The sequence below is a fragment of the Flavobacterium sp. GW821-FHT11G01 genome, assembly GCF_058808175.1.
Genome location: NZ_JBXARK010000001.1, coordinates 489,077 through 515,482 on the forward strand (window position 1 = coordinate 489,077; position 26,406 = coordinate 515,482).

The window sequence follows — 26,406 nt, forward strand, 5'->3', positions numbered from 1 at the left end:
GGTAAAAAAAAAACTTTGTCAAAGTTTAAACTTTGACAAAGCTGCTAAAATAAATATTGAGAATTAAGTTAGGATGAACTAACTAATTATTTTGAAATTCTTTTCAATTGCTTTAATCATTTCTCCGGCAATATCTTTATTTGTGGCGCCTTCGATTCCTTCTAATCCAGGGGAAGAATTTACTTCAAGCAATAATGGTCCTTTCGAAGAACGAATAATGTCTACGCCTGCTACTTTTAAGTCCATTGCTTTTGCGGCTTTTATAGCGATCTTTTTTTCCTCGGCAGTTACTTTTATTACTGATGCTGTTCCGCCAAGATGAATATTTGCTCTAAATTCGCCCGGCATAGCTTCACGCTGAATAGCAGCAACAACTTTTCCGTCAATTACAAAACAACGAATGTCTTTTCCGTTGGCTTCTTTGATGAATTCCTGAACTAAAATATTAGCATTTAAACTTTTGAAAGCATTGATAACACTTTCTGCTGCTTTTTTAGTTTCTGCCAAAACAACTCCTTTTCCTTGTGTTCCTTCTAACAATTTTACAATTAAAGGCGAACCTCCAACCATTTTAATTAAATTATCTGTATCCAAAGGAGAATTAGCAAAACCAGTTGTTGGAATATCAATTCCACTGTTCAAAAGTAATTGTAGTGAATATAGTTTATCGCGTGACTGCGTTATGGCTGTAGCCGAATTTAAAACGAAAACTTTCAAAGCTTCAAATTGACGTGTTAGGGCACAACCGTAAAAAGTAATACTTGGTCGGATTCTTGGAATAATAGCGTCAAATTGATTTAATATTTTCCCGCCTCTATAATGGATTTCAGGAGTTTTAGCATCCAGTTTCATATAGCATTCTTTGATATTCAAAAAATGCATTTCATGGCCACGCATTTCGCCTGCTTCCATGATTCTTTTATTGCTGTACAATTCAGGATTACTGGCTAAAAGTCCGATTCGTAAACCAGAAGTTGCTTTTTCCGAGTTTTGATATAATTCTTTTAAAGCTTCGGTTGTAGGTTGTCCTAATAAGTATTTTTCTTCGGGATCAACTAATACACGCCCGCTCATGGCCTCACGGCCCAAAAGCATTCTAAAACCCATCGAGTCACGATTGGTCAACGTCATTTCTATTGGCCATTTTACATCACCAATTTTTAAATTTGTTTGAATTACATAACGATGTTCTCTAAAACCGCTTGAACTTTTTACAATTCTTTTATCAACCAACGGAGCTTCACAATGGATGATGGTTTTAATGTTATTCTGAATTGGATTAATATCAAATTTTACCCAATTGGCATCATTTTTTATAAAAGGAGCTATGTTGATGGCGTGCATTGCAGAAGTTTTGGCACCAGAATCAACACGAGCCTTGATTGTCGGGATTCCTAGTTCTGGAAATGAGCACCATTCTTCACTGCCTAAAATGACTTTGTTTTGAAGCATACGTTGTTTTATTGTTATGTAATTTTAATTCAAAAATAGCTATTTGCTTTTATTAAAGATAGTAAATTATTCAAAAAAAATACCCGTTAAGTTATGAAAACGTAACGGGTATATTATTTTTGTTATAATTTTTAACTAATTTATTGATTAGTCGGCTCTTCTGCTTTGTGTATTTCTACTGAAAGTTCTTGAGAATCCTCCTTCAAGTCCATTAAGATTTCGTCGCCTGAATGAATTTTTGAAGTTATGATTTCTTCGGCCAACAAATCTTCAACATATTTCTGAATCGCTCTTTTTAGAGGTCTTGCACCAAATTGTCTGTCAAAACCTTTCTCTGCAATAAATGCTTTTGCTTTATCAGTTAAACTTAGCGTGTAACCTAATTCAGCAATACGAGAATATAGTTTTTTAAGTTCAATTTCGATAATCAAATCAATATCAGCTTTTTCTAATGCATTAAATACGATTACGTCATCAATTCTGTTTAAGAATTCAGGAGCAAAAGTTTTTTTCAATGCGTTTTCGATAATGCTTTTTGAATTTTCATCAGCTTGAGCCACTTTAGCAGCAGTTCCGAATCCAACACCTTGTCCAAAATCTTTCAACTGTCGTGCTCCAACATTAGAAGTCATAATGATAATAGTGTTTTTAAAGTCAATTTTGCGACCTAAACTATCTGTTAAATAACCATCATCTAAAACCTGAAGCATCATATTGAACACATCTGGATGCGCTTTTTCGATCTCATCTAAAAGAACCACACAATATGGTTTTCTACGAACTTTTTCAGTCAATTGTCCACCTTCTTCGTAACCTACGTATCCCGGAGGCGCTCCAACTAAACGAGAGATAGCAAATTTCTCCATATATTCACTCATGTCAATACGAACTAACGCATCTTCAGAATCGAATAATTCTTTTGCTAAAACTTTCGCTAATTGTGTTTTACCAACTCCAGTCTGACCTAAGAAAATAAATGAACCAATTGGTTTGTTAGGATCTTTAAGACCAGCTCTGTTACGTTGAATAGAACGTGCAATTTTCAATACAGCTTCATTTTGACCAATTACTTTATTCTGAATTAATTCAGGTAATTTAGCTAATTTGTTGCTTTCTGTTTGTGCAATTCTGTTTACAGGAATTCCGGTCATCATCGAAACAACATCGGCTACATTATCTTCTGTAACTTCAATTCTGTTGTTTTTAGAATCCTCTTCCCATTGTTCCTGTGCAAGTGCTAAATCTTTTTCAATGCGTTTTTCATCATCACGAAGTTTGGCTGCTTCTTCATATTTTTGTTTTTTAACAACCATATTTTTGTTTTCACGCACTTCTTCTAACTGACGTTCTAAATCAAGAATTTGTTTCGGAACATCAATGTTAGTAATATGCACGCGAGAACCGGCTTCGTCCATTGCATCAATCGCTTTGTCCGGTAAGAAACGCTCAGACATATATCTGTTTGTTAATTTAACACAGGCTTCAATTGCTTCCTGGGTATAAGTAACATTGTGGTGATCTTCGTATTTATCTTTTACGTTATTCAAAATCGCGATCGTTTCTTCAACAGAAGTTGGTTCTACGATTACTTTTTGGAAACGTCTTTCTAAAGCACCATCTTTTTCAATATATTGTCTGTACTCATCAAGAGTTGTAGCACCAATACATTGGATTTCTCCTCTTGCTAAAGCGGGTTTGAACATGTTTGAAGCATCAAGCGAACCTGTTGCTCCACCAGCACCTACAATAGTGTGGATTTCATCAATAAAAAGAATGATATCATCATTTTTTTCAAGCTCGTTCATAACAGCTTTCATTCTTTCTTCAAACTGACCGCGGTATTTTGTTCCGGCTACTAAACTAGCCAGATCAAGAGTAACCACGCGTTTGTTAAAAAGGATACGAGATACTTTCTTTTGGATAATACGCAAAGCAAGTCCTTCTGCAATAGCAGATTTACCAACTCCTGGTTCTCCGATAAGAAGCGGGTTGTTCTTTTTTCTACGGCTTAAGATTTGCGAAACACGTTCAATTTCTTTTTCGCGTCCTACAACCGGATCCAGTTTTCCTTCCTCAGCCATTTCTGTTAAATCTCTCCCAAAATTATCTAAAACCGGAGTTTTAGATTTTTTGTTTGACTTATTGGCTGGATTATTAAAACTACTTTCTTTAAGACTGTCATCTTGTCCTGAATCGTCATTGTACGATTCGTTTCTTGGCAAGTTTTCTAAGAATTCTTCTTCGTTTGGCGTCATGTTTAAATATTGTTCTTTAGCTATGTCATAATCTATTTTTAGCTTATTCAATAGCTTGGTTGTTGGATCGTTTTCGTTTCGTAAGATGCATAAAAGCAAGTGTGCCGTGCTAATCGACGAGCTTTGAAATACTTTAGCTTCGAGAAAGGTTGTCTTCAGGGCTCTTTCTGCCTGTCGGGTAAGATGAAGATTTTTCTTTTCAGCATTTACTTCAACGCTCTGGTTGGCTGGACTCAGTATTTCTACCTTCCTGCGTAAATGGTCTAAATCGACAGCTAGGTTATTAAGTATATGAATAGCTTTTCCGTTACCATCTCTTAAAATGCCTAGCATTAGATGTTCAGTACCAATAAAGTCGTGTCCTAAACGAAGGGCTTCTTCCTTACTGTATGTAATAACATCTTTTACTCTTGGTGAAAAATTATCATCCATAATATATTTATTGGTATTGTAAATTTAGTGAATTACAGTTTCAAAAACAAAAACCGTACCCTTCGAGAACTACTGTCAGCTAATTGACAAAAAAAATAACAATAAAAGCGTTAAAAAACGCTTAATTTATTAACTAAAAGTAGAAATAAAGTTGTTAATAAATCATTGAAATAAGTGTAAGTAAATAGCTGAAAAAATTTCAAAAAACCGTATCTTGGCACGCTTTGAAACTAATATAATTATTTAATATAACAACTTATGTCTGAAGGAGAAAAGTTAATTCCTATTAACATAGAAGATGAAATGAAATCAGCTTACATCGATTATTCGATGTCAGTAATCGTATCAAGAGCACTTCCGGATGTTAGAGATGGCTTGAAACCAGTGCATCGAAGAGTTCTTTACGGAATGTATGACTTAGGAGTAACATCAAGATCTGCCCACAAAAAATCTGCGAGAATCGTAGGAGAGGTTCTGGGTAAGTACCACCCGCACGGAGACACCTCTGTTTATGATGCGATGGTGCGTATGGCCCAAGAGTGGAGTATGCGATATTTATTAGTGGACGGTCAGGGTAACTTTGGTTCTGTTGATGGTGACAGTCCGGCAGCAATGCGTTATACTGAGGCCAGAATGCGCAAAATTTCAGAAGATATTATGGCAGATATCGAAAAAGAAACAGTTGATTTTCAATTGAACTTTGACGATACCTTATATGAGCCAAAAGTAATGCCAACAAGAGTTCCTACTTTATTAGTAAACGGAGCTACAGGTATTGCGGTTGGTATGGCAACGAATATGCCTCCACACAATTTAACGGAAGTAATCAACGGTACTTTAGCGTATCTTGATAATAACGATATTGAAATTGACGAATTAATGACACATATTAAAGCTCCGGATTTTCCAACCGGCGGTGTAATATATGGTTATGAAGGAGTTCGTGAAGCTTTTAAAACGGGTAGAGGGCGTATTGTAATGCGCGCTAAAGTTGGTTTTGAAGAAGTTGACGGAAGAGAATGTATCATCGTTACTGAAATTCCGTATCAGGTTAACAAAGCCGAAATGATCAAACGTACGGCTGATTTGGTTAACGATAAAAAAATAGAGGGTATTGCGAATATTCGTGACGAATCGGATAGAAATGGTATGCGTATCGTTTACATTCTGAAACGTGATGCTACACCAAACGTAGTTTTGAATACCTTATATAAGTTTACCTCATTACAATCATCTTTTAGTGTAAATAATATTGCATTAGTAAAAGGTCGCCCACAAATGTTGAATCTAAAAGATATGATTCACTATTTCATTGAGCACCGTCATGATGTTGTAGTTCGTAGAACGCAATTTGAATTACGTAAAGCAGAAGAAAGAGCTCATATATTAGAAGGTTTAATTATTGCATCTGATAATATTGATGAAGTAATTGCTATTATCAGAGGTTCTAAAAATACAGAAGAAGCTCGTGAGAAATTAATCGAAAGATTCAAATTGTCTGATATTCAGGCTCGTGCTATTGTTGAGATGCGTTTGCGTCAGTTAACAGGTCTGGAGCAAGATAAGTTAAGAGCTGAGTTTGAAGAATTGATGAAATTAATTGAACATTTAAAAGCCTTACTAGCGGATGTAAACTTGAGAACAAACTTAATTAAGGAAGAACTTGAAGAAATTCGTGAGAAATATGGAGATGAGCGTCGTTCTATAATTGAATATTCTGGTGGAGATGTTAGTATCGAAGATTTAATTGCTGATGAGAATGTAGTTATTACAATTTCGCATGCAGGTTATATCAAACGTACCAACTTAACAGAATACAAAACACAAAATAGAGGAGGAGTTGGGCAAAAAAGCGCCGGAACAAGAGATCAGGATTTCCTTGAGCATATGTTCGTTGCAACCAATCACCAATATATGATGTTCTTTACACAAAAAGGGAAATGTTTCTGGATGCGTGTTTATGAAATTCCGGAAGGAAGTAAAACAGCAAAAGGTAGAGCAATCCAAAATTTAGTGAACATTGAAAGTGATGATAAAGTTAAAGCTTTCATTTGTACACAAGATTTAAAAGACAAAGATTACATCAATAGCCATAACCTTGTAATGGTTACCAAACAAGGTCAGGTTAAGAAAACTTCTTTGGAGAAATATTCTAAGCCAAGAGTAAATGGTGTTGCTGCTATTACTATTAAGGAAGGTGACGAATTAATGGGTGCACAATTGACAAACGGAGAAAGTCAAATTATCCTGGCAGTTAAGTCTGGTAAATTGGTTCGTTTTGAAGAAACCAAAACACGTCCGATGGGAAGAACGGCTTCCGGAGTTCGTGGAATTACCTTAAAAGACGATACTGATGAAGTAATTGGTATGGTTACTGTTGATAAAAATGATATTAACGATTCGCAAATTTTAGTTGTAACTGAAAATGGATATGGTAAACGTACCAAATTAGTTGACGAAGATGGAGAAGATGTTTACAGAATTACAAACCGTGGTGGTAAAGGTGTAAAGACCCTTAACATTACAGAGAAAACAGGAAAACTGATTTCGATTAATGCCGTAACTGATGCTGATGATTTAATGATTATCAACAAATCAGGATTAACAATTAGAATGGCTATTGAAGATTTACGTGTAATGGGTCGTGCAACACAAGGTGTTCGATTAATTAACTTAAAAGGTAAAGATTCGATTGCAGCCGTAACAAAAGTTATGAAAGATGATGTTGAAGAAGTAATTGTGGATGAAGATGGAAATGTTATTGAATCTGTTATCGAAAGAGTGAAACCTGATTTAGAAGTTCTTGAAGACGACGGTACAGTTGAAGACGATGAAGACGACACTGATGAAATAGTTGAAGACGAAGATGATTCTGAAGAAGAAGAATCTGAAGAGTAAAAATATATAACCACGAAATTTAAAATTAAATACACAAATTGAATATTATGAAAAGTAAATATGTAATACTTGCATCAGCATTATTGATTTCAGTAGCTACTTTTGCTCAAAAAGATCAAATTAAAAGTGCTGAAAAAGCATTAAAAAGCGGAGATGCTCAAGGAGCAATTGCGATATTAAAAGATGCAGAAAATTTGGTGGTTAATGCCAAAGATGTTGAACAAGCGCAATACTATTCTGTACAAGGAAATGCTTATTTAGATTTAGCAAATAAAAAAGTAGAAGAGAGTAAAAACTTATCACTTGCTGCTGAAAGCTATAAAAAATTAATTGATATTGAAAAAGCTTCTGGAAAACTAAAATATTCAACTCAGGCAGCTGCTTCAATTACTGAAATTAAAGGGAAATTGATTAATTCTGCTATTGCGGATAGTCAGGCAAATAAGAATACAGAAGGTGCAAAAAAATTGTATGACGCTTATTTGTTAGATAAAAAAGATACAATTAATTTATACTATGCAGCTTCGACAGCGGTAAATGCTCAGGATTATAAAACAGCTATGCCAATGTATGAAGAATTGAAAAAATTGAATTATTCTGGTAAAGGAACTAGTTATACGGCGTTAAATAAAGCTTCTGGTAATGAAGATGGTTTTAATACTGCTAATGAAAGAGATTTAGCTGTAAAATTAGGAACTCACGAAAAACCTAAAACTGAAGCGATTCCTTCTAAAAGAGGAGAAATTTATAAAAATTTAGCTTTAATCATGGTTCAGGAAGGTCGTACTGAAGATGCTAAAAAAGCAATTGCTGATGCAAGAAAAACAAATCCTGATGATACTTCTTTGCTACTTACAGAAGCAAATTTATATTTGGAAACTAAAGATTTCGATACTTACAAAAAATTAGTTAGTGAGGCTTTACAAAAAGACCCAAACAATGCTGATTTGATTTTTAATTTAGGAGTTATCAGCGGAAACGCAGGTAATAAAGCAGATGCTGAGAAATATTATTTGAAAGCGATTGAAATCAATCCAAGTTATACTAATGCATATCTTAATCTTGCAGCTTTAAAATTAGAAGCTGAGAAACCAATTATTGATGAAATGAATAAATTGGGAACTTCTGATAAGGATACGAAACGTTATAATGTTTTAAAAGCACAAAGAGAAGACGTTTTTAAAGGTGTTATTCCTTACCTTAAAAAAGCACATGAATTAGATCCTAAAAATGAAGATGTATCTAAAACGTTATTAGGTGTTTATAAAGCGTTAGAAATGACTGCTGAAGCAAAAGCATTGAAAGCTACAATGAACTAATAATTCATTTCATTTTATAAAAAAAATCCCGTTTGATGAAAACGGGATTTTTTTTATGCTAAAATATCACTATCTAAACTAAAGTAGCAGATAATGTAATAGTTGTATTTAAAAGTTTAGAAATCGGACAGATTTCTTTTGCTTTCGCAGCGGTTTTTTCAAATTCTTCAGCCGAAATTGAGGGTACTTTTCCTTTTAAATCTAAATGAATTAGTGTTATAGTTCCGTCTTCAAAAGTTACTGTAGCTTCTGTAGACAAATCATCTGCTGTAAAACCTCCTTCATTCAATAAAAAACTTAACTGCATTGTAAAACAGCCTGAATGCGCTGCTGCAACAAGTTCTTCTGGATTTGTACCAACACCATCTGCAAATCTGGTTTTAAATGATAATTGTGCATTATTTAATGTTGTACTTTGAGTACTGATCGTTCCTGTTCCTTCCATGCCTGTTCCTTTCCAGTTGGCATTTGCTTTTCTAGTAAATTTCATCGTAAAGTATTTTTAAATTAATATTTTATTAAAGTATTGATTATCAAATATAATTAATATTCTCCAGTAATAGTTTATCAATTTGTTATGTAAAATAAATTCATAAAAAAAGGTGCGATGAATTTCATCGCACCTTACTATTATTGTCTTAAATTAAATCTATTCCTGACCTAAATTGCGCAATTGTTTTAATTTGTCTTTCCAAACTTCTAAACTCTCTTTATGGATCGCAATGTTTTTGCGAACTTCAAGAACAATTGAATTTTCTTTTTTAGCGTTTTTAGTATTCGTGAAAAACTGAATGTTATTCTCTAATTGAAAAATTTCATTTTGAACTTCTTCAATCTTACGCATTAAAAAGATTTTTTCATTATCTAATTTACGTGTATCGTTGCTTTCTGATAGAGAATCAATTCTGTTAGAAAAACGCATCATTTCAGTTTCTTTTTTACTCAAACTTAGTTTTTCAAAAAGTGCATCTAAAATTTTATTGAATTTTCCTTCGATATGGCGTCTTGAAAAAGGTACTTTTCCAAATCCTTTCCAGGTTTCAATATGCTGTTTAATAGCATCTAAATCTGTTTTGTGATCACCTGTTAATTGATAGGCTCTTAAGATATCTAAATATGCTTTTTTGTTATCAAAAGCAGCTACTTCATCACCATTTTCTTCAGATTTATGCTCCTTCAATTTATTGAAATAATGATTACAGGCATCTTTAAATTCTTTCCAGATTTTATCTGAATATTTTTTAGGAACGTGACCAATTTGTTTCCACTCTTCCTGAATTTGTTTCATTATTGGGGTAGTAGCACCAAAATCAACACTTTCCTGTAATTCTTTTGCTTTGGCAACAAGAGCCATTTTTTTATTTAAATTGTCATTTTGATCTTTTTTAATGTCTTTGTAAAATGAATTTTTAAAAGAATTAAAGTTTCTAACGGCAGTTTTAAAAGCAGCCCAGGTTTCTTCGTTTACTTCAGATGGAACTTTTCCGGCAGCAAAGAACTCATTTCTTAGTGCTTCTACTTTTTGTATTTGTACCAACCATTGTGAATGTGATCCCACTTTTTCAGTGGCTAAAACCTCTATAGTGGCAATAATTCCTTTTTTAACTTCGAGATTCTGTTGTTCGTTTGCTCTTTGGCTTTCAAATAAAAGCTCTCTTTTATCATGAATTTTTTTAGTTAACTCACTAAATTTATTCCATATTGCATCACGATGTTCTTTAGAAACAGGTCCGATGTCTTCTTTCCAGATTCTGTGCAAATCTTGTAATTCACGAAATGCCTTGCTGATATCAGTTTCGTTTACTAACTCTTCAACACGAGCAATTATTTTTTGCTTTTGATCAAGATTGTATTTGAAATCTAAATCTCTGGCTTCACGGTCTAAATGCAGATAATCATAGAAATTTTCTACATGAAAATGGTAATTATTCCAAACGTGATTGTATTTGTCTTTAGGAATTGCACCTGCATTTTTCCATCTTTCTCTTAAATCATTAAAATGCTTAAGTGTGTCTTTAATGTTTTCCTGCGGATTTATAAGCTCTTTTAGTTCTTCTACAATTGCAAGTCGATTCTCTAAGTTAGATTTTAAATTGGTTTGCAAATGTTTAAAATGAGCATTTCTTTTTTCTCTGAAAACATTATAATATTCATCAAACTTAGATTTTAGCGGAGAATGATATTCAAATTCCTCGTTAGGATCTTGTTTAGAGGTATTAAATTCCTCTTTTTTCTCCTCTATAAGATGATTGTATTGTAATAAAAATGATTTTTTAATTTCTTCGATATGATCCTTTACAGACATTACTTTATCTGTATTGACAAGCTTTTTTAATTCATCAACAAGGGCATCTAATGAAAAAGTATCATAGTCCTGCATAGGAATGTCATGGCGCTCTTTTAGCGTCTCATCTTCACTTTCTTCAGCATTAGAATTTGTTATAGCGTCGAGTGCTGTTTGATGATTGGTTTCTGTAGCTTCAGCAGTATCTTCAGTTTCATTTTCGGTAAGCGAAATTTCATTTTCTGTCGTTGCTTCAGAATCCAATGTTTCAATTGCATCATCTTGTATAGAATCGCTAATTTCGATTCCTAATTTTCCGTCTGCTTCTTGCAGGTTATCATTCTTTTCTTCTAACATTTTAAATGTAATAAGGTTTTATTTTAAACATTGCGAAAGATAGTAAAGGTGTTTCTAAATACAAAATAAATCGTTTGTTTATACGCTATTTTACGATTAAATTCCTAATTATTCAACTAATTTACAATTACGTTGTTGTTTTTTTTATTGATTTTTTAAACTTAATTTAAATTAAGAATAAATATTGTTTTAAGAAAAGCAGTTAGAAAGCTATAGTTTAATCGAAAAAAATCTGCTTTCTTCTTAATATTGGAGAGAAGAGGTATATGAGAATTTTTAGGAGGATAGAAATTAAAATAAGATTAACATTCCGACTTCGATACCAAAATTATACGTTTTGTGATTTCCAAAAGCAACGCTTGGATGAATATATGCCATATCATTTTTGGTTATTCTTCGTCCAAATTCTACAAAAGCGTTATTGGGGAATCCTTTATTAGTAGCATTATATCTAAAGGCAGCATCAACTGCGAGCCAGTTTTTACCTAGAATAAACATGAAATAATTTTCAAACGCGGTTAGATTTACATCATTTCTATTGTCAGAGCCGGCAAAACTGATTTGATTCTCTACTGAACTGATCCATAATAAATTTGTGTTGAAATACCTCCCATAGAAAACAGCTGGAGAAAAGACCCATTTTCCTGTTCCAAGTGCAGGATCTACGGCAGAATTGGAAATTATTCTGGCACGAAAGGCCATACCATCTTTCTTGTAACGCATGTAAGGAATATAGCTTAAACCAACTCCTATATCACCAATTCCGGTTTTATTTATTGAATTCGTATTGGTAGAAATTAAAGGAAGATCCACTCTTAAATTCCAGGCTTTACTTGCAATCGGGTGCAAAAAACGGAGTTGTGTAGTATTAAATGAACCGCTGTCAGTATCTAAATATTCATTAAAAAGTAAAATGGTTTTAAGATAATAATGATAGCGCGCTTCTTCATAAATATTTTTCTTTTGCGCAATAGTATCTTGAGCCTGAAGTGAATTATAAAATAAAATAAATAACACAAAAAATGGTAGTATTTTTTTCATAACTAGCTATTAATGAGTAGTCTAAGTTACGAAAAAAATGATGAAATTTAATTTGTAGTTATTTTTTTATTTATTCCATATTTTCCAAGCCTTTTCTGCCTGAAAAATAAGCATATCATAACCGTTTTTGGTAATTGCTCCGTATTTTTTGGCATTTATCATAAACTGCGTTTCTGCAGGATTATAAATTAAATCGTATGCAATATGTTTATCAGTAAAGAATTCGTACGGTAAATCAGGACAAGCTTCAATGTTTGGACTCGTTCCGACTGGCGTACAATTGATTATGATTTGAAAGTTGTCAAACGTAGTGGCATTAATCAAATCGTAATCGATTATGTTTTCTTTTGCTTCCCTCGATACAAAAGTATACGGAATATCAAGTTCATCAAGTGCAAAGGCAACACCTTTTGATGCACCGCCAGTTCCTAAAATAAGCGCCTTTTTATGATGAGGTTCTAATAAAGGTTTTAATGATTTTTTAAAACCATAATAGTCTGTGTTGTATCCTTTTAATTTTCCATTTTTGGTAAACTTAATAGTGTTAACAGCACCAATAAGTTTTGCTTTGGTTGATAATTTATCTAAATAAGGAATTATTTGTTCTTTGTATGGGATCGTAACGTTTAAACCCTTTAAATCCGGATTATTTTTCAACAACCCAGTAAAGTGATTGATTTCAGAAATGTCAAAATTTTCGTAGCTGTTGCCTGCAAAAACTTCATCGCTAAATTTTTCTGTAAAATATCCCTTTGAAAAAGAGTAACTTATATTACGACCCAATAAGCCAAAACGCCTTCTTAAAATATCAATCATTATTGTTTTCTATGTTTTTCAATATAATTTTTAACCATTTTTTTTGTCCAGACCACAGGAAATAAATCTTCGATCAAAATGTAATTGTCAAAGTTTAAACGTAACCCATTACTTAAATGTAATTTTGCTTTTGTGTTATCCTGAATCATAAAATACAATCCGGCTAAACGATATTCGATTTCGTTTTCTTCCGGAAAATATTCTGACGCTTGCAATAAGGTTTGGATGGCACTTTCGAATTCACCTAAAAACTGTAAAATATCAACCCAATATAACCAGGTATCTAATGCATAATCACCAAATTCAACGGCTTTTCTGTACCCAAATTCAGCTTCTTCAAAAAAGTTCATTTGTTTGTTGATCGTTGCATAACGTTTCCAGTACAAACGATTTTGATTGTCTATTGCCAACGCTTTATTAACAAAGAATAATGCTTTTTGAAAATTTTTCTGGCGAACATGAAAATCAGTAATCGCAATCCAGCCTTTGTCTAAAAGAGGATCTTCATGAACTGTTTGATTATAATATTGAAGCGCTTTTACTGAATTTCCTAGTTTTTCGTAACATTTTCCGATACGTAAAAGAGCATAAGAAGTTGCATCGTCAAGTTCGATTGTACGATTATAGCTTTCGATCGCTTCATTATACTTTTTCAATCGCTCGTAAGCTTTTGCTTTTTCCATGAAAGCACCTAAAAATTCGTCATCGATTAAAGTTGCATAATCAAAAGCACGAATAGCATTTTCATATTCTTTTACGCCATAATGCAAACGTCCAAGCTGATGCCAGGCGATTTCACTATATGGATTTTTATTGATATAATCGTTCAGATAAACAATGGCTTCCTGATTTTGATCTAAAAATTCAAAACAATACACCACGTTATACAAAGCAGATTGATCTTCTAAGTCTTCTTCAAGACATTTGATAAAACTATCTTTTGCCATCTCAAGGTTATCCATAAACAGATACTCCATTCCAATCAAGTTGTACACGTCAGCGTAGTCGTCAGTATATTGCAAGGCAATTTTAAGCAATTCTACCGCTTTTTCGTGTTGATCTCTCTTAGAACAGATATTGGCTTTCTGGATGTAAATTTCCTCGTTGTTAGGTTCGATTGCATACAACTCGTTCAAAAGCTTTTCGGCGATTTCGAGTTTGTCGTCGTAGACCAGCATTTCTACTTGTACTAATTTTAAGCCTGTAGATTTTGGATGTTGGTCTAATGCGAGTTTTAAGGCCTTTTTTGCTAAATTAGCCTTACCTATGTCTAAGTAATGAAGAATAATTTCTTCAAATTCTTCAGAATCAAAAAAGAGTACTTTGTTAGTTTTTAACATTGACTCAAATTTGGATAGGGATAGGTTATAATCTTCTTCTTCGTTGCTTAATTGCATACTGTCTTTATTTGAAATTAGCCTGTTATAAATTTAGGCAACCATATTATTGTTGTTGGAAAGGAAATTAATTGTTTTGAACAATTTAATTAACAATATGGACAGAATTTCCACTCTGTTTTTAGTCATAATCTTCTGATATATAAAAGATTATTTTGATTATTATTCTAATTTTTATTTAATAGAAGCTGGTTTCGATAGCTTCTAATTAAGCTCTTTGCTCTTTTTCATGATTTCATCCATAACGCTTAAAATTATGGCACAACCTTCTTTTATTTCTTCTTCAGAAATGGTCAATGGCGGTGTTATTCGTATAGCGCATCCTTCAAACAGTAACCAGAATAAAATCAATCCTTTATCCTGACAATTTAAAATAACCTGATTGGTTATTTCAGCTGTTTCTGTCATCGCAGCAAGCATTAATCCTTTTCCTCTAACTTCCTTTATCAAAGGATGTACCAAAAGCGATCTGAAGAGTTTTTCTTTCTCTAAGGATTCCTGCATTAAATTAGTCTCAGTTAATTCCTGCAAAGTAGCTAAACAAGCTGACGCAATGACAGGGTGACCACCAAAAGTTGTAATATGTCCTAATTTCGGATTCTCTGTCAAAAGATCCATTTTTTCTGCAGAAGCTGTAAAAGCACCAACAGGCATTCCGCCTCCCATTCCTTTTCCCATAACTACAATATCCGGAACGACATCATAATTTTGAAAACCGAATAGTTTTCCGGTTCTTCCAAAACCTGGTTGAATTTCGTCTACGATCATCATGGCTCCAACTTCGTCACAGCGTTTACGGACTTTCTGTAAAAAGTTGTTTTCAGGCTGAATAAATCCGGCACCTCCCTGAATGGTTTCTAAAAGAATTGCTGCGGTTCGGGTAGTTATTTTTTGTAAATCGGCTTCGTTATTGAATGTGATAAAATCGACATCTGGAAGTAAAGGACGAAAAGCTTGTTTGCGTTCTTCAAATCCCATAACACTCATCGATCCCATTGTGTTTCCGTGATAAGCATTGTGACACGAAATAAGCTGACTTCGGCCTGTAGTTCGTTTAGCCAGTTTAAGCGCGCCTTCTATAGCTTCAGTACCTGAATTAACTAAATAAGTTTTGTTTAAAGATTCGGGTAGGAGTGAAGCTAGTAATTTGCAGTATTGAACGGCTGGACTTTGCGAATATTCACCATAAACCATAACATGCGAATATTTATCCAACTGATCTTTTATGGCTTGATTAACTCTCGGATGCTGGTGTCCAAGTGTGCAGGCAGATACGCCAGCAACAAAATCTAAATATTTTTTATCGTTAGTGTCGTAAATATAGGAACCAATGGCATGTGAAACTTCCATTCCAAGAGGATATGGAGATGTTTGTGCCTGGTATTTTATAAAATCTGGATTCACTGTTGTTTGTTTAAAAGTTTCAGGTTTCAAGTTGACTGGAAACTGAAAGCTGCGAATGATTTTTAACCGCAAAGATCACAAAGCTCTACGCTGAAAACGACCTCTCCGACTCAAAACTACTTCTTAGCTTTAGTAGTTTTTGTTGTATCCGCTTTAGTTGCACTTGCTTTTACCGCGGGTTTCTTTTTATCGTAGTCACGCGTTTCCTTCCTGACTTGCATTGGGACGTCCTTATTTTTCGCTTCTTCGTCTTTGCCCTCTTTTATTAATTTGTCGTTTTCTTCATTTTCTTCCAAAGTAAAAATATCATCTTTTGATTTTATTCTTTCATCACCACGCCAGACTAAACCTCTTAATTTTCGGGCATTTTCAGGTAAATCGGCTTCTGGATAAATATCGCCGTCAACGTTATTATAAAATGTAATGGTTTCAACCGCATTATTCTCTAAAATAAGATTGATTTTACTACTTACGTTTTTATTAATCCCGATGAGTTCATTGGCATCATTCCGCATATAATAAATCACTTCGGTATTTTTGATGACATCGACATCATGGAGTTTTCCATCTCTAAATTTTCCAAATAAATTAAGCCCTTTTACCTGATTAAATCCAGTACCGAGTGTATCCCGTGAAACCAGAAAAGTGTTATTGAGCACTTTTAAGGAATCTAATTTTTTGGTAGTATTATCTCCAATTAAATGCATAACATCTCCGGTAATCTGATTATCGCCATTCCATAAAATCGGATTTCCAATCAGTTTGGTCAAGGCTGTTTTGGAGTTAGAATGTATCGAATCACATTTTCCACTCATGTCTACTTTAAAAAAGCGAACATTTTTATAAGCTCTTAAAATTCGCTCACCTTCTTTCCCGGTTACCATTAATTTTTGTCCGTGAATATAAACAGAGTCGTTTTCTACTAAATTAATAGCGACAGCTCTTTTGGTTACAAACATCGAATCTTTCAATTTATATAATTCAGCGTAATGGCCTTTTACAATTCCACGATTGATAGAGTCTGTAATTTTTACATTCCGTGTTGCCGATGCAAATTCAGTATTCCGATTATAATATAAACTGTCGCCTTCAATACGTCTGTCATCATATTTTATATAAGATTTTCTAAGAAAATGCGCCAGGTTTTTCTTGGTGTCATAAAAACCTTTTTCGGTATAAATATAATTGGCTTTACTGGTAATAGTTGATGGACCAAGTAAATAAGTATGCCCAGAATTACTGTAATAATCTAAATGATTTGATTTTACAACATATTTAGGATTCGTTAGCGTTACTTCTGTCAAAAACTGAAACTTTTTTTCGGCTACATAATACCTGCCGGATTTACTAACTAATGTATTATCCTTATTGACGATAGTTCCTTTTGTGTTGTAAAAAACCTCTTGAACATTACGATCAAAATTAATGGTATCAGTGGCTAAAGTTGCATCTGGTGAAGTCATAACCGCATTTCCGGTAGCAAATGCTTTTTTGAAATTCCCATTATATTCGGCATATTTACTGTTTAGGAATAGAGTGTCGCCTTGTACCAATTGTACATTACCAAAGGCTTTAAGGTAATTTTCTTTCTGGAAAAAATAGGCTTTATTACAAGTTAAGACCACACCGTCATGATTTACTTTTACATTTCCTGTAAGCAAAAGTGCGTCTGGCATTAATTCTTGATTGACATCAGAATAATCGGCATTTTCTACAATAATTTTTTTAGGTGCCTGGGCAAAAATGCTCTGAACACTTAATAGAAGTAAACAATAAGATATGAAAAACAGTGATTTCTTCAATTGATTAAATTTTTGTCAAATTTATGAAAAAGGATACAACCTTCATGGATATTAGGATTAATTTATAATTGTTTCTTTTTTTAGATACAAAGGTTCAGAGGGACAAAGGCTAAAAGGATTTTGGATTTTTGAGAAAACCTTTGTTGTTTGAACCTTTGTCCCTCTGAACCTTTAATTTATCAACAAAAGGCAGAACTCTCACGTTGTAGTAAGTCATTTCTAACTCATTTTAAGACAAATTGAATTGAATTTCATTCGAATTTTAAAAATTAAACTAAATTTAGAAAATGGTTTTCGATGAAGTAATTTTAATTCTGAAGCTTCAAAAAGATAAGATTATAAAAAGAATATGATAAATAAACAATTTATAGTTGCAGGAATGGCTGTAACCCTGCTGTTTTCGGCATGTAAAACAAAAGATTTAAAAATGAATACGGCTAAAGAAGAAATTGCTACAGAAAAGAAAATTGTAGTGTACCAGGTTTTTACACGTTTATTTGGAAATAAAAATACAACAAACAAACCGTGGGGAACCATTGAAGAAAACGGAGTCGGAAAATTTAATGATTTTACAGATACAGCGCTTCATGAAATTAAAGATTTGGGTGTAACCTACATTTGGTACACTGGTGTTCCTCATCATGCTTTGGTTCGTGATTATACCGCTTACGGAATTTCAAATGATGATCCTGAAGTGGTAAAAGGCCGCGCGGGATCACCTTATGCAGTAAAAGATTATTACAATGTAAATCCTGATTTAGCCGTAAATCCAGCTAATAGATTACAAGAATTTGAAGCTCTCATCACTCGCACGCATAAAGCGGGATTGAAGTTAATTATTGATATTGTACCCAATCATATTGCCCGAAAATATGAAGGTAAAAATAATCCGGAAGATATAAGAGATTTTGGCGCCGATGATGATGTAAATGTGGAGTATAAAAGAGATAATAATTTCTATTACATACCGAAAAACCATTTTGAGATTCCGGATGGTGATATTCCATTAAATGGAGAAAAGAATTCTATGATCGATGGCGTATTCGATGAAAATCCTGCAAAATGGACTGGAAATGGCTCAAGAAAAGTAAAACCGGATCAAAATGACTGGTACGAAACGGTAAAAGTAAATTACGGAATTCGTCCAGATGGTTCTAAAGATTTTCCAGAACTTCCGGTGGGATTTGATCAAAAATCGTATCAGGAACATTTTGCTTTTTGGCAAGACAAAAACGTTCCGGATTCCTGGAAGAAATTCAAATCTATTGCTTTGTATTGGACAGCAAAAGGCGTTGACGGTTTTCGTTATGACATGGCCGAAATGGTTCCGTACGAATTTTGGAGTTATATGAACTCGGCTATTAAAATGAAAAACCCAAGCGCTTTTTTATTGGCAGAAGTTTACAATCCAAATGAATATCGCAATTATATTCGTTTAGGAAAGATGGATTATCTGTATGATAAAGTGGAAACTTATGATAAGCTGAAAGATATTATCAAAGGAAAATCAAATCCTGACGGATTATCAGATATTCAAAAAGGAATGTCGGATATTGAACACCATATGCTTCATTTTTTAGATAATCATGATGAACAGCGTTTAGCAAGTCCTGAATTTGCCGGAAGTGCTGAACGTGGAAAGCCTTTGATGGTTGTTTCTACAACAATAAGTACATCGCCAACAATGGTTTATTTTGGACAGGAAGTAGGAGAGGCCGGAAACGAAAATGCAGGTTTTGGAACACATTCAAGAACTTCTATTTTCGATTATATCGGAGTTCCAAATCATCAAAGATGGATGAATGAAGGGAAATTTGATGGAGGAAAACTTTCTGATTCAGAGAAGAATTTACGTGACTTTTACAAACGTTTATTGAATTTTTCAATTAATAGTTCAGCTTTAATGGGAACTTTTCAGGAAATTCAATCTGTTAATCGTCAGAACAATGTAGGTTATGATGAATCCATTTATTCTTATGTACGTTGGTCTGAAAAGCAAAAACTGATTGTTGTTGTGAATTTTTCTTCTGAAAAAACAAGTGAATTTGATTTAAAAATCCCTTCTGATATTATTTTAAAATGGAACTTAAAAGATGGAGAGTATCAATTAAGAGATCAACTTTATCAAAAGAATTCAGTTCAGTTAAAAGTAAATAATGGAGAAGGAGTTGCAAAAGTAAAAATTGCACCTTCTGAATCGTTTATTTATGAATTAAAATAAGATTTGTTAAGAGTAGACATAAAAAAGCTGATACATTGTATCAGCTTTTTTATTTTTATACTTTTTTGACTTTCTTCAAAGCCTCTTTATAATTTTCGTTTACTTTTTCCCAATTTACATGTTTGTAAAAAGCATCAATATAACTTCCTTTTCTATTTTGATAATCGAGATAATAAGCATGTTCCCATAAATCAATTCCCATAATTGGAGTTCCGGGTATCAAAGCATTTTTCATTAATGGATTGTCCTGATCTCCTGTAAGGGTTACTTGAAGTTTTCCATATCTATCAACGACTAACCAAACCCAGCCAGATCCAAATTGTTTTGTAGCCATGCCTTTAAATTGGGTCGTTAAATTATTAAAAGAACCAAATTCTTTATTTATAGAACCTGCTAAAGTGTCTTTTGGAGTTTGCTCTTTTGGTGTCAAAAGATTAAAATACATCGTATGATTATAATATCCTCCTGCATTTTGACGAAGTTTAGCATTGCTAAGATCCATTTTTTTCAGAATATCTTCAATCGGCATGTTTTCAAACTCTGTCGAAACAATTTCTTTATTTAAATTATTCGTATACGTTAAATAATGCTTCGAATAATGTGTTTCTAAAGTTAAAGAACGAATATCAGGAGCTAATCCATCATAAGGAAACGCTAATTTGGTGAGTTCAAACGAACCAGGATCAGCCTTTACTTCATCAGGTGACCCGATCGTTATTTTTTCTTCCTTTGTTGGTAGAGGAACTTCAACAACTTCGGTTAATTTATTGCTATCGTTACAAGAAAATAATACGAAGAATGAAGTCAAAATGCTAAACCGAGTTAAGTTTTTCTTCATAATGTGATTTATTTTGATGTTAGAGAATTTATGATTTCAATATAATTTTCCTTTGCCTCGTCAATTGATATGTGACTAATCTGCATCCATGCATTTGTTTTAAATGCATCGCGTAAGTCAAAATTCTCAGATTGATTGTATACAGCAGTTCCAAAAGTAGCCTGTTTATAATAAGCATACAGTCTTAGCTGCACATCTTGTGGCAGTGAGGACTGAGTCATTTTTAAAGCAGTTTCTACAGCTTCAGAAAAACGGGTATCTAAATCTTTTCCGGTCATTTATGCTTTTGTAGCGATAATGGTTTTTCCACCAATTGCTTTTTGATTCAATTCTACATTAATTTGGGTACCTAAAGGTAAAAATAAATCTACTCTTGAACCAAATTTGATAAACCCTGCATCAGTACCTTGAACTACCTGCATTCCTTCTTGTGCATAGTTTACAATTCTACGCGCTAAAGCACCAGCAATTTGTCTGTATAATATCTGTCCAAAGGTCTCGTTTTCAATAACAACAGTAGTTCTCTCGTTTTCTTCACTTGCTTTTGGATGCCATGCAACTAAAAACTTACCTGGATGGTATTTACTGAATTTAATAATTCCGTCCATCGCATAACGTGTTACGTGCACGTTTATTGGTGACATAAAAATAGAAACCTGTAAACGTTTGTCTTTGAAAAATTCACCTTCATAAACTTCTTCAATAACCACAACTTTTCCGTCAACCGGAGCCAGAATGTGGTCGCTGTTTCTGATTGCAATTCTTTTTGGATTTCTGAAAAATTGCAGAATAATAATTAAAACTACTATCCCGGCAACTTGCACAAGAATTCTTAACCAACTAATATCAATGAATTTGTCAGCAATTAAAAGTACAGCAACTGCAAAAACAGTACCTAATAAAATGGATGGGCCTCCCTCTTTATGAAACATAATATAAAATTTGATAAAATAAAAATATAATTGGTGCTACAAATATAACACTATCTAATCGATCTAAGATGCCTCCGTGGCCAGGCATTATGGAACCACTGTCTTTTACACCGGCAATTCTTTTAAATTTTGATTCAATCAAATCTCCAATAGTACCAAAAATGCTTACAATTAAAGCAATTATAGTCCAGATTAGAATAGATTTACTGCTGAATTCTGGTTTTGGCTGAATGTATAATTTAGAAATTAAAAAACCGGCAAAAGCGGCAAATACAACTCCGCCAAGAAATCCTTCAATAGTTTTTTTAGGAGAAACACGTTCAAATAATTTATGTTTTCCCATCGATTTTCCAACCAAATAAGCAAAAGTATCATTGGTCCAGATTAAGATGAATAATCCAAGAATAATTTTTGGATTGTAATCATTGGTACCGAAAGAAATTTTAACGATAAATATAAACGGTAATACAATGTATCCTAATAAATACAAATATTTTGAGGATGTGCTAACACTTTGAATATTGTCATAAAACAAAAATAAAATACATTTTATAGAAATTACTAATGTTACGGCCAGTAACACAAGATCTAATTGTTGAATATTAGTGTTTAAGATTATGTCTGAATTGAATGTCGTGTTTAAAAATGAAGTAGTCTGTTTGTTATAATGACTGATTAACAGAATTGTCCCATATAAGATAATTCCAAAAAGAATGGAAAATACTTTGTTAAGATGGACTAAACTGCAAAATTCGTAGATTGTAATTATTAAGAAAAGACCAAAAAGAATAATAAAGCTTTCAGTAGAAAACAGAATTGCAGTTAATAATAAAGCGATATAAACAGCACCAGAAATGGTTCTCTTGAGTGTTTCGTTCATCTTAAAGGTCTTCTAAAAGCAGTAAATAGAGATTTTTTGCAACGCTTCCGTATTGTGTAAAATCTTCCTCTTTTGCTTTTTCGAAATATTTTATAGTGGTAATGTTAGTTGGATAGTCTCTTTCGTATTTTCGTTTAATAGCGCTCAAACCATCACTTTTCATTGGTAATATCTGGCTTGTAGTTGCTATAATGACGATATTTGCTGGTAATTCGTTTGGTTTGTCCTGTCTGATTTGTTTTGAAGAAAACAAAATAGAACCTTCATCAGCTATAAGGTTTTCACAAGAAGCTAATAAGAATTTAGGAGCTCTTGGTGAAACATAAATAAGTTTGTTTTCTTCTAATAAATGAAAAAGACCTGGTTCGTAACATAAAACTTCATTTTCGAACCAATCGTTTTCTTCTAGAATATTTTCAAATTGTTCAGCAACTTCTTGTTTGTTTTCACAATACAAAAATTTACCACCGTTTTTCTTAAAATTGAAAATGAATTGCTCGTCAATAGATAAATGACTGTTCGGAATTGGATTACCTCCTCCATATTCGCTTTCATGTTCTTCGTCAGATGCGGCATCGCTAGAACCAAATATTTTTTTGAAAAAATTCATTTTATATGAAATACTTTACATGTTAATTGAAAACGTTCAAAGATAAAAAAATCTTAATTCAAAAGGCTATTTTGAATTAAGATTTTAAAAAATATTACATATTTCTGAATAATTTACGAAACCACTTCTTCCAGATTTTTGTCAAAAGTACGTTTTCCGAAAATTGTTTCTAAGTCATCTTTAAAAATAACTTCTTTTTCTATCAATATATCAGCAAGCTGATTTAACTTGTCTTTGTTCTCTTCTAAAATTTGAATTGCTCTTTGGTATTGACCTTCAATTAATTCTGAAATTTCTTTGTCAATAACTTTTGCAGTCTCATCAGAATACGGTTTAGAGAAGTTGTATTCACTTTGTCCGCTTGAATCATAATATGTCACGTTTCCGATTTTTTCATTCAAACCGTAAATCGTTACCATAGCACGAGCCTGACGTGTAACTTTTTCTAAATCGCTTAATGCACCAGTCGAAATTCGGTCAAAAGTTACTTTTTCAGCAGCTCTTCCACCCATAGTTGCACACATTTCGTCTAACATTTGATCTGTTCTAACGATTTGTCTTTCTTCTGGTAAATACCATGCAGCTCCTAAACTTTGTCCACGCGGAACAATTGTTACTTTAATAAGTGGAGCAGCATGCTCTAACATCCAGCTTACAGTTGCGTGACCAGCTTCGTGAATTGCAATTGCTCTTTTCTCTTCTGGAGTAATGATTTTATTTTTCTTTTCAAGACCACCAATGATTCTGTCAACTGCGTCAAGGAAATCTTGTCTGTCAACTGCAGTTTTATTGTTACGTGCAGCAATTAAGGCAGCCTCGTTACAAACGTTTGCAATATCAGCACCAGAGAAACCTGGAGTTTGTTTTGCTAAGAAATCTAAATCAAGACCTTCAATTTTTTTGATAGGAGCCAAGTGAACTTTAAAGATTTCAGCTCTTTCGCGAATGTCTGGTAAGTCAACAAAAATTTGTCTGTCAAAACGCCCGGCACGCATTAAAGCTTTGTCAAGAACATCAGCTCTATTGGTTGCAGCCAAAACAATTACGTTAGAGTTTGTACCAAAACCATCCATTTCTGTCAATAATTGGTTCAAAGTGTTTTCTCTTTCATCATTTCCGCCTGACATATTGCTTTTTCCTCTTGCTCTACCAACAGCATCGATTTCATCAATGAAAATGATAGCAGGAGATTTTTCTTTTGCTTGTTTGAATAAGTCACGAACACGTGAAGCACCAACTCCAACAAACATCTCCACGAAATCAGAACCTGATAATGAGAAGAAAGGTACCTGAGCTTCACCAGCAACAGCTTTAGCTAATAAAGTTTTACCAGTTCCCGGAGGCCCTACAAGTAAAGCTCCTTTTGGAATTTTACCTCCAAGATTAGTATATTTTTCCGGGTTTTTCAGGAATTCTACAATTTCTTGTATTTCTTCTTTTGCACCTTCTAAACCAGCAACATCTTTAAATGTTGTTTTGATATCTGTTTTTTCATCAAACAATTTAGCTTTTGATTTTCCGATGTTGAAAATTTGTCCGCCACCGCCACCGGCACCGCCTGACATTTTACGCATAATGAAAATCCATACACCAATAATAATGATGATTGGAAGCAGACTGATTAAAATGTCACTCCAATTGTTTTTCTGCAAGAAATTAAAATCTTTCAGTTTGCCTTCACCAACAGCTTTTTCTAATTTAGTTTGAAAAATCTGGTCATTACCAATTTCTAAAGTATAGTGAGGACCTTTGTTTGCTCTGTCAAAAATATCTTTAGCTACTTTTTTATTGGCTGCATCTTTAAGAGCAGCGGCAGTTAAATAAACTTCAGCTTCAGCTTTATTATAAACGATAACTTTTTCAATTTGTCCTTTTTCTAATAAAACATTGAATTTAGAAGAAGTCAATTGAGCAGGTTCGCTTAAGTTAGATCCTCCGGTTGCAAAACTTATAAATAAAAAAACTAGAAGTATTGCGGTATATATTAACCAAGGACTTATTTTAAATTTACTCGGATTTGGATTATTATCTTTAGCCATTAGAAAAAATTTTCTTTAGTATTTGTTTTCGATTGTAGTTATTTTGGCGTCACCCCAAAGGCTTTCGATATTATAGTATTCACGAATGTGTTTTTGGAAAACATGTACCACGATATGCACATAATCCATTAGAACCCATTCCGCGTTATCGGTTCCTTCTACGTGCCAGGGTTTATCTTTTAAATCTTTAGATACTGTTTTTTGGATTGAGTTTACAATGGCGTTAACTTGAGTGTTAGAACTTCCGTTGCAAATAACAAAATAGTCACAAACAGCCGTGTCTATTTCCCTTAAGTCAAGAATATCAATATCATTTCCTTTTACTTCTTCAATCCCCTTGATTATGTTCGCCAGTAGAACATCATTATTAATAGTCTTTTTCGCCATGAATTATTTTATATGAATTTGTAAAGTTACCAAAATTTGTGATTATTTTTGAACCTTAACAAAATATTAAATTAAGTTATTTAAATTACTTGAATGAAACTAATCAAACTCGATGCCATAGATTCGACAAACGACTTTCTTAAAGCATTATCAAGTCAGGATGAACTTGATAATTTTACTGTGGTAACGGCTGAAAATCAGACAAAAGGCAAGGGGCAAATGGGAGCGAAGTGGGAATCAGAATCTGGTAAAAACTTAATTATGAGTGCCTTGGTCAAGGATTTTCTCTATGATAATGAAAAGGTTTTTAATTTAAGCATAATCGTTTCCTTATCCGTAATTGAGGCTTTAAAATCATTAAATATTCCTGATTTAAGTATAAAATGGCCAAACGACATTATGTCATACAATAAAAAAATTGGTGGCATATTAATCGAAAATAGCCTCAAAAGTGATGGCAGGATCGTGTCAGTATTTGGGTTAGGGCTCAATGTAAACCAAACAAATTTTGATGAATTGCCAAATGCTTCTTCTTTGGCAGTCATTTCAGGGCATACTTTTGACAAAGAAATTTTACCTGCCTTAATTATCGAAAAAATCAAGAAAAAAATTGAATCCTGGGAAAATAACTCAGCGATTTTCTGGAGCGATTATTATAATACTTTATTCCGAAAAGGTATTCCAATGCCTTTTAAAAATCTGAATCCTGATGCATCGGGACAAAATTTTATGGGAATCATCCAGGGCGTTTCTTCAGTAGGTAAAATACAAATTATGCTTGAAGATGATTCTGTTTCGGAGTTTGATATTAAGGAAGTTCAGATGCTTTACTAGAGGTTCAAAGGGGCAGAGTTACAAAGGTTCAAAGGTTTTGCTAAGAAGACGCGAAGAGACAAAGTTCTTGCTAAGAAATAGAATATCTTTTTAAATCTGCATAAAATCTTCGTGCAAAAAAGCATTTTAATCTGTGAAATCTTTGGCAATAAAAAAAGCCTGATCGTAAAAAAATCAGGCTTTAAATTTTTATGTAAATAGCGAATTA

At 33.2% G+C, this 26,406-nt stretch carries 20 protein-coding genes; 4 read left to right on the top strand and 16 right to left on the bottom strand.

Annotated elements, in window-relative coordinates; translation table 11 throughout:
• Window positions 1-78: 78 nt before the first annotated feature.
• Complete coding sequence (gene rimK, locus AC1RRN_RS02165) at window positions 79-1,452, bottom strand: 30S ribosomal protein S6--L-glutamate ligase (protein WP_072971218.1); 1,374 nt, start codon at window positions 1,450-1,452, stop codon at window positions 79-81.
• A 140-nt stretch (window positions 1,453-1,592) separates the two neighbouring features.
• Complete coding sequence (locus AC1RRN_RS02170; RefSeq protein ID WP_492965715.1) at window positions 1,593-4,139, bottom strand: ATP-dependent Clp protease ATP-binding subunit; 2,547 nt, start codon at window positions 4,137-4,139, stop codon at window positions 1,593-1,595.
• A 258-nt stretch (window positions 4,140-4,397) separates the two neighbouring features.
• Between AC1RRN_RS02170 and gyrA the strand changes: the two genes are divergently transcribed.
• The gene (gyrA, locus tag AC1RRN_RS02175) at window positions 4,398-7,037 is read left to right on the top strand and encodes a DNA gyrase subunit A (RefSeq protein WP_492965717.1); all 2,640 of its coding nucleotides are present in this window, start codon (window positions 4,398-4,400) and stop codon (window positions 7,035-7,037) included.
• 47 nt (window positions 7,038-7,084) lie between these two features.
• Window positions 7,085-8,356 (top strand): tetratricopeptide repeat protein, encoded by a 1,272-nt coding sequence (locus tag AC1RRN_RS02180; protein ID WP_492965718.1) that lies wholly within the window; start codon window positions 7,085-7,087, stop codon window positions 8,354-8,356.
• Between the two features lie 73 nt (window positions 8,357-8,429).
• Here AC1RRN_RS02180 and AC1RRN_RS02185 read toward each other — a convergent pair whose 3' ends face one another.
• The 7 genes from AC1RRN_RS02185 to AC1RRN_RS02215 all read right to left on the bottom strand — a co-directional run bounded on the left by AC1RRN_RS02185 (window position 8,430) and on the right by AC1RRN_RS02215 (window position 17,457).
• Window positions 8,430-8,846 carry an OsmC family protein gene (locus AC1RRN_RS02185; protein WP_492965720.1) on the bottom strand — a complete coding sequence of 139 codons (417 nt, stop codon included), beginning with the start codon at window positions 8,844-8,846 and terminating at the stop codon, window positions 8,430-8,432.
• A 159-nt stretch (window positions 8,847-9,005) separates the two neighbouring features.
• Window positions 9,006-10,997: a DUF349 domain-containing protein gene (locus tag AC1RRN_RS02190; protein WP_492965721.1), complete on the bottom strand. Its 1,992-nt coding sequence runs from the start codon at window positions 10,995-10,997 to the stop codon at window positions 9,006-9,008.
• Window positions 10,998-11,288: 291 nt separating this feature from the next.
• Window positions 11,289-12,038 (bottom strand): lipid A phosphoethanolamine transferase, encoded by a 750-nt coding sequence (locus AC1RRN_RS02195; RefSeq protein ID WP_492965722.1) that lies wholly within the window; start codon window positions 12,036-12,038, stop codon window positions 11,289-11,291.
• A 66-nt stretch (window positions 12,039-12,104) separates the two neighbouring features.
• Complete coding sequence (locus AC1RRN_RS02200; protein ID WP_492965724.1) at window positions 12,105-12,854, bottom strand: shikimate dehydrogenase family protein; 750 nt, start codon at window positions 12,852-12,854, stop codon at window positions 12,105-12,107.
• Window positions 12,854-14,251 (bottom strand): tetratricopeptide repeat protein, encoded by a 1,398-nt coding sequence (locus AC1RRN_RS02205; protein ID WP_492965726.1) that lies wholly within the window; start codon window positions 14,249-14,251, stop codon window positions 12,854-12,856. Before AC1RRN_RS02205 ends, AC1RRN_RS02200 begins: the two co-directional genes overlap by 1 nt.
• Before the next feature lie 204 nt (window positions 14,252-14,455).
• Window positions 14,456-15,655 (bottom strand): aspartate aminotransferase family protein, encoded by a 1,200-nt coding sequence (locus AC1RRN_RS02210; RefSeq protein ID WP_492965727.1) that lies wholly within the window; start codon window positions 15,653-15,655, stop codon window positions 14,456-14,458.
• A 116-nt stretch (window positions 15,656-15,771) separates the two neighbouring features.
• On the bottom strand, window positions 15,772-17,457 hold the full coding sequence (locus AC1RRN_RS02215) for an OstA-like protein (protein WP_492965729.1): 1,686 nt from the start codon (window positions 17,455-17,457) through the stop codon (window positions 15,772-15,774).
• A gap of 349 nt (window positions 17,458-17,806) precedes the next feature.
• Here AC1RRN_RS02215 and AC1RRN_RS02220 point away from each other — a divergent pair, with 349 nt between their 5' ends.
• Window positions 17,807-19,678, top strand: a complete 1,872-nt coding sequence (locus AC1RRN_RS02220; protein WP_492965731.1) for an alpha-amylase family glycosyl hydrolase — start codon at window positions 17,807-17,809, stop codon at window positions 19,676-19,678.
• 55 nt (window positions 19,679-19,733) lie between these two features.
• Here the strand turns inward: AC1RRN_RS02220 and AC1RRN_RS02225 are convergent, their stop codons facing one another.
• The 7 genes from AC1RRN_RS02225 to rsfS form a co-directional block, all read right to left on the bottom strand.
• Window positions 19,734-20,516, bottom strand: coding sequence for a superoxide dismutase (locus AC1RRN_RS02225; RefSeq protein ID WP_492965733.1), 783 nt, complete (start codon window positions 20,514-20,516; stop codon window positions 19,734-19,736).
• A gap of 8 nt (window positions 20,517-20,524) precedes the next feature.
• Window positions 20,525-20,794: an acyl-CoA-binding protein gene (locus AC1RRN_RS02230; RefSeq protein ID WP_492965734.1), complete on the bottom strand. Its 270-nt coding sequence runs from the start codon at window positions 20,792-20,794 to the stop codon at window positions 20,525-20,527.
• The gene (locus AC1RRN_RS02235; protein ID WP_074657311.1) at window positions 20,795-21,448 is read right to left on the bottom strand and encodes a phosphatidylserine decarboxylase family protein; all 654 of its coding nucleotides are present in this window, start codon (window positions 21,446-21,448) and stop codon (window positions 20,795-20,797) included.
• The gene (locus tag AC1RRN_RS02240; protein WP_492965735.1) at window positions 21,438-22,328 is read right to left on the bottom strand and encodes a phosphatidate cytidylyltransferase; all 891 of its coding nucleotides are present in this window, start codon (window positions 22,326-22,328) and stop codon (window positions 21,438-21,440) included. Before AC1RRN_RS02240 ends, AC1RRN_RS02235 begins: the two co-directional genes overlap by 11 nt.
• Window position 22,329: 1 nt before the next feature.
• A complete protein-coding gene (locus tag AC1RRN_RS02245) occupies window positions 22,330-22,938 on the bottom strand; it encodes a lactate utilization protein B/C (RefSeq protein WP_072971202.1) in 609 nt (202 codons plus the stop codon).
• Between the two features lie 113 nt (window positions 22,939-23,051).
• Complete coding sequence (ftsH, locus tag AC1RRN_RS02250) at window positions 23,052-24,977, bottom strand: ATP-dependent zinc metalloprotease FtsH (RefSeq protein WP_026982207.1); 1,926 nt, start codon at window positions 24,975-24,977, stop codon at window positions 23,052-23,054.
• Window positions 24,978-24,992: 15 nt separating this feature from the next.
• Complete coding sequence (rsfS, locus tag AC1RRN_RS02255) at window positions 24,993-25,364, bottom strand: ribosome silencing factor (RefSeq protein ID WP_007809313.1); 372 nt, start codon at window positions 25,362-25,364, stop codon at window positions 24,993-24,995.
• 93 nt (window positions 25,365-25,457) lie between these two features.
• Between rsfS and AC1RRN_RS02260 the strand changes: the two genes are divergently transcribed.
• Complete coding sequence (locus AC1RRN_RS02260) at window positions 25,458-26,198, top strand: biotin--[acetyl-CoA-carboxylase] ligase (protein ID WP_492965737.1); 741 nt, start codon at window positions 25,458-25,460, stop codon at window positions 26,196-26,198.
• Window positions 26,199-26,406 lie beyond the last annotated feature (208 nt).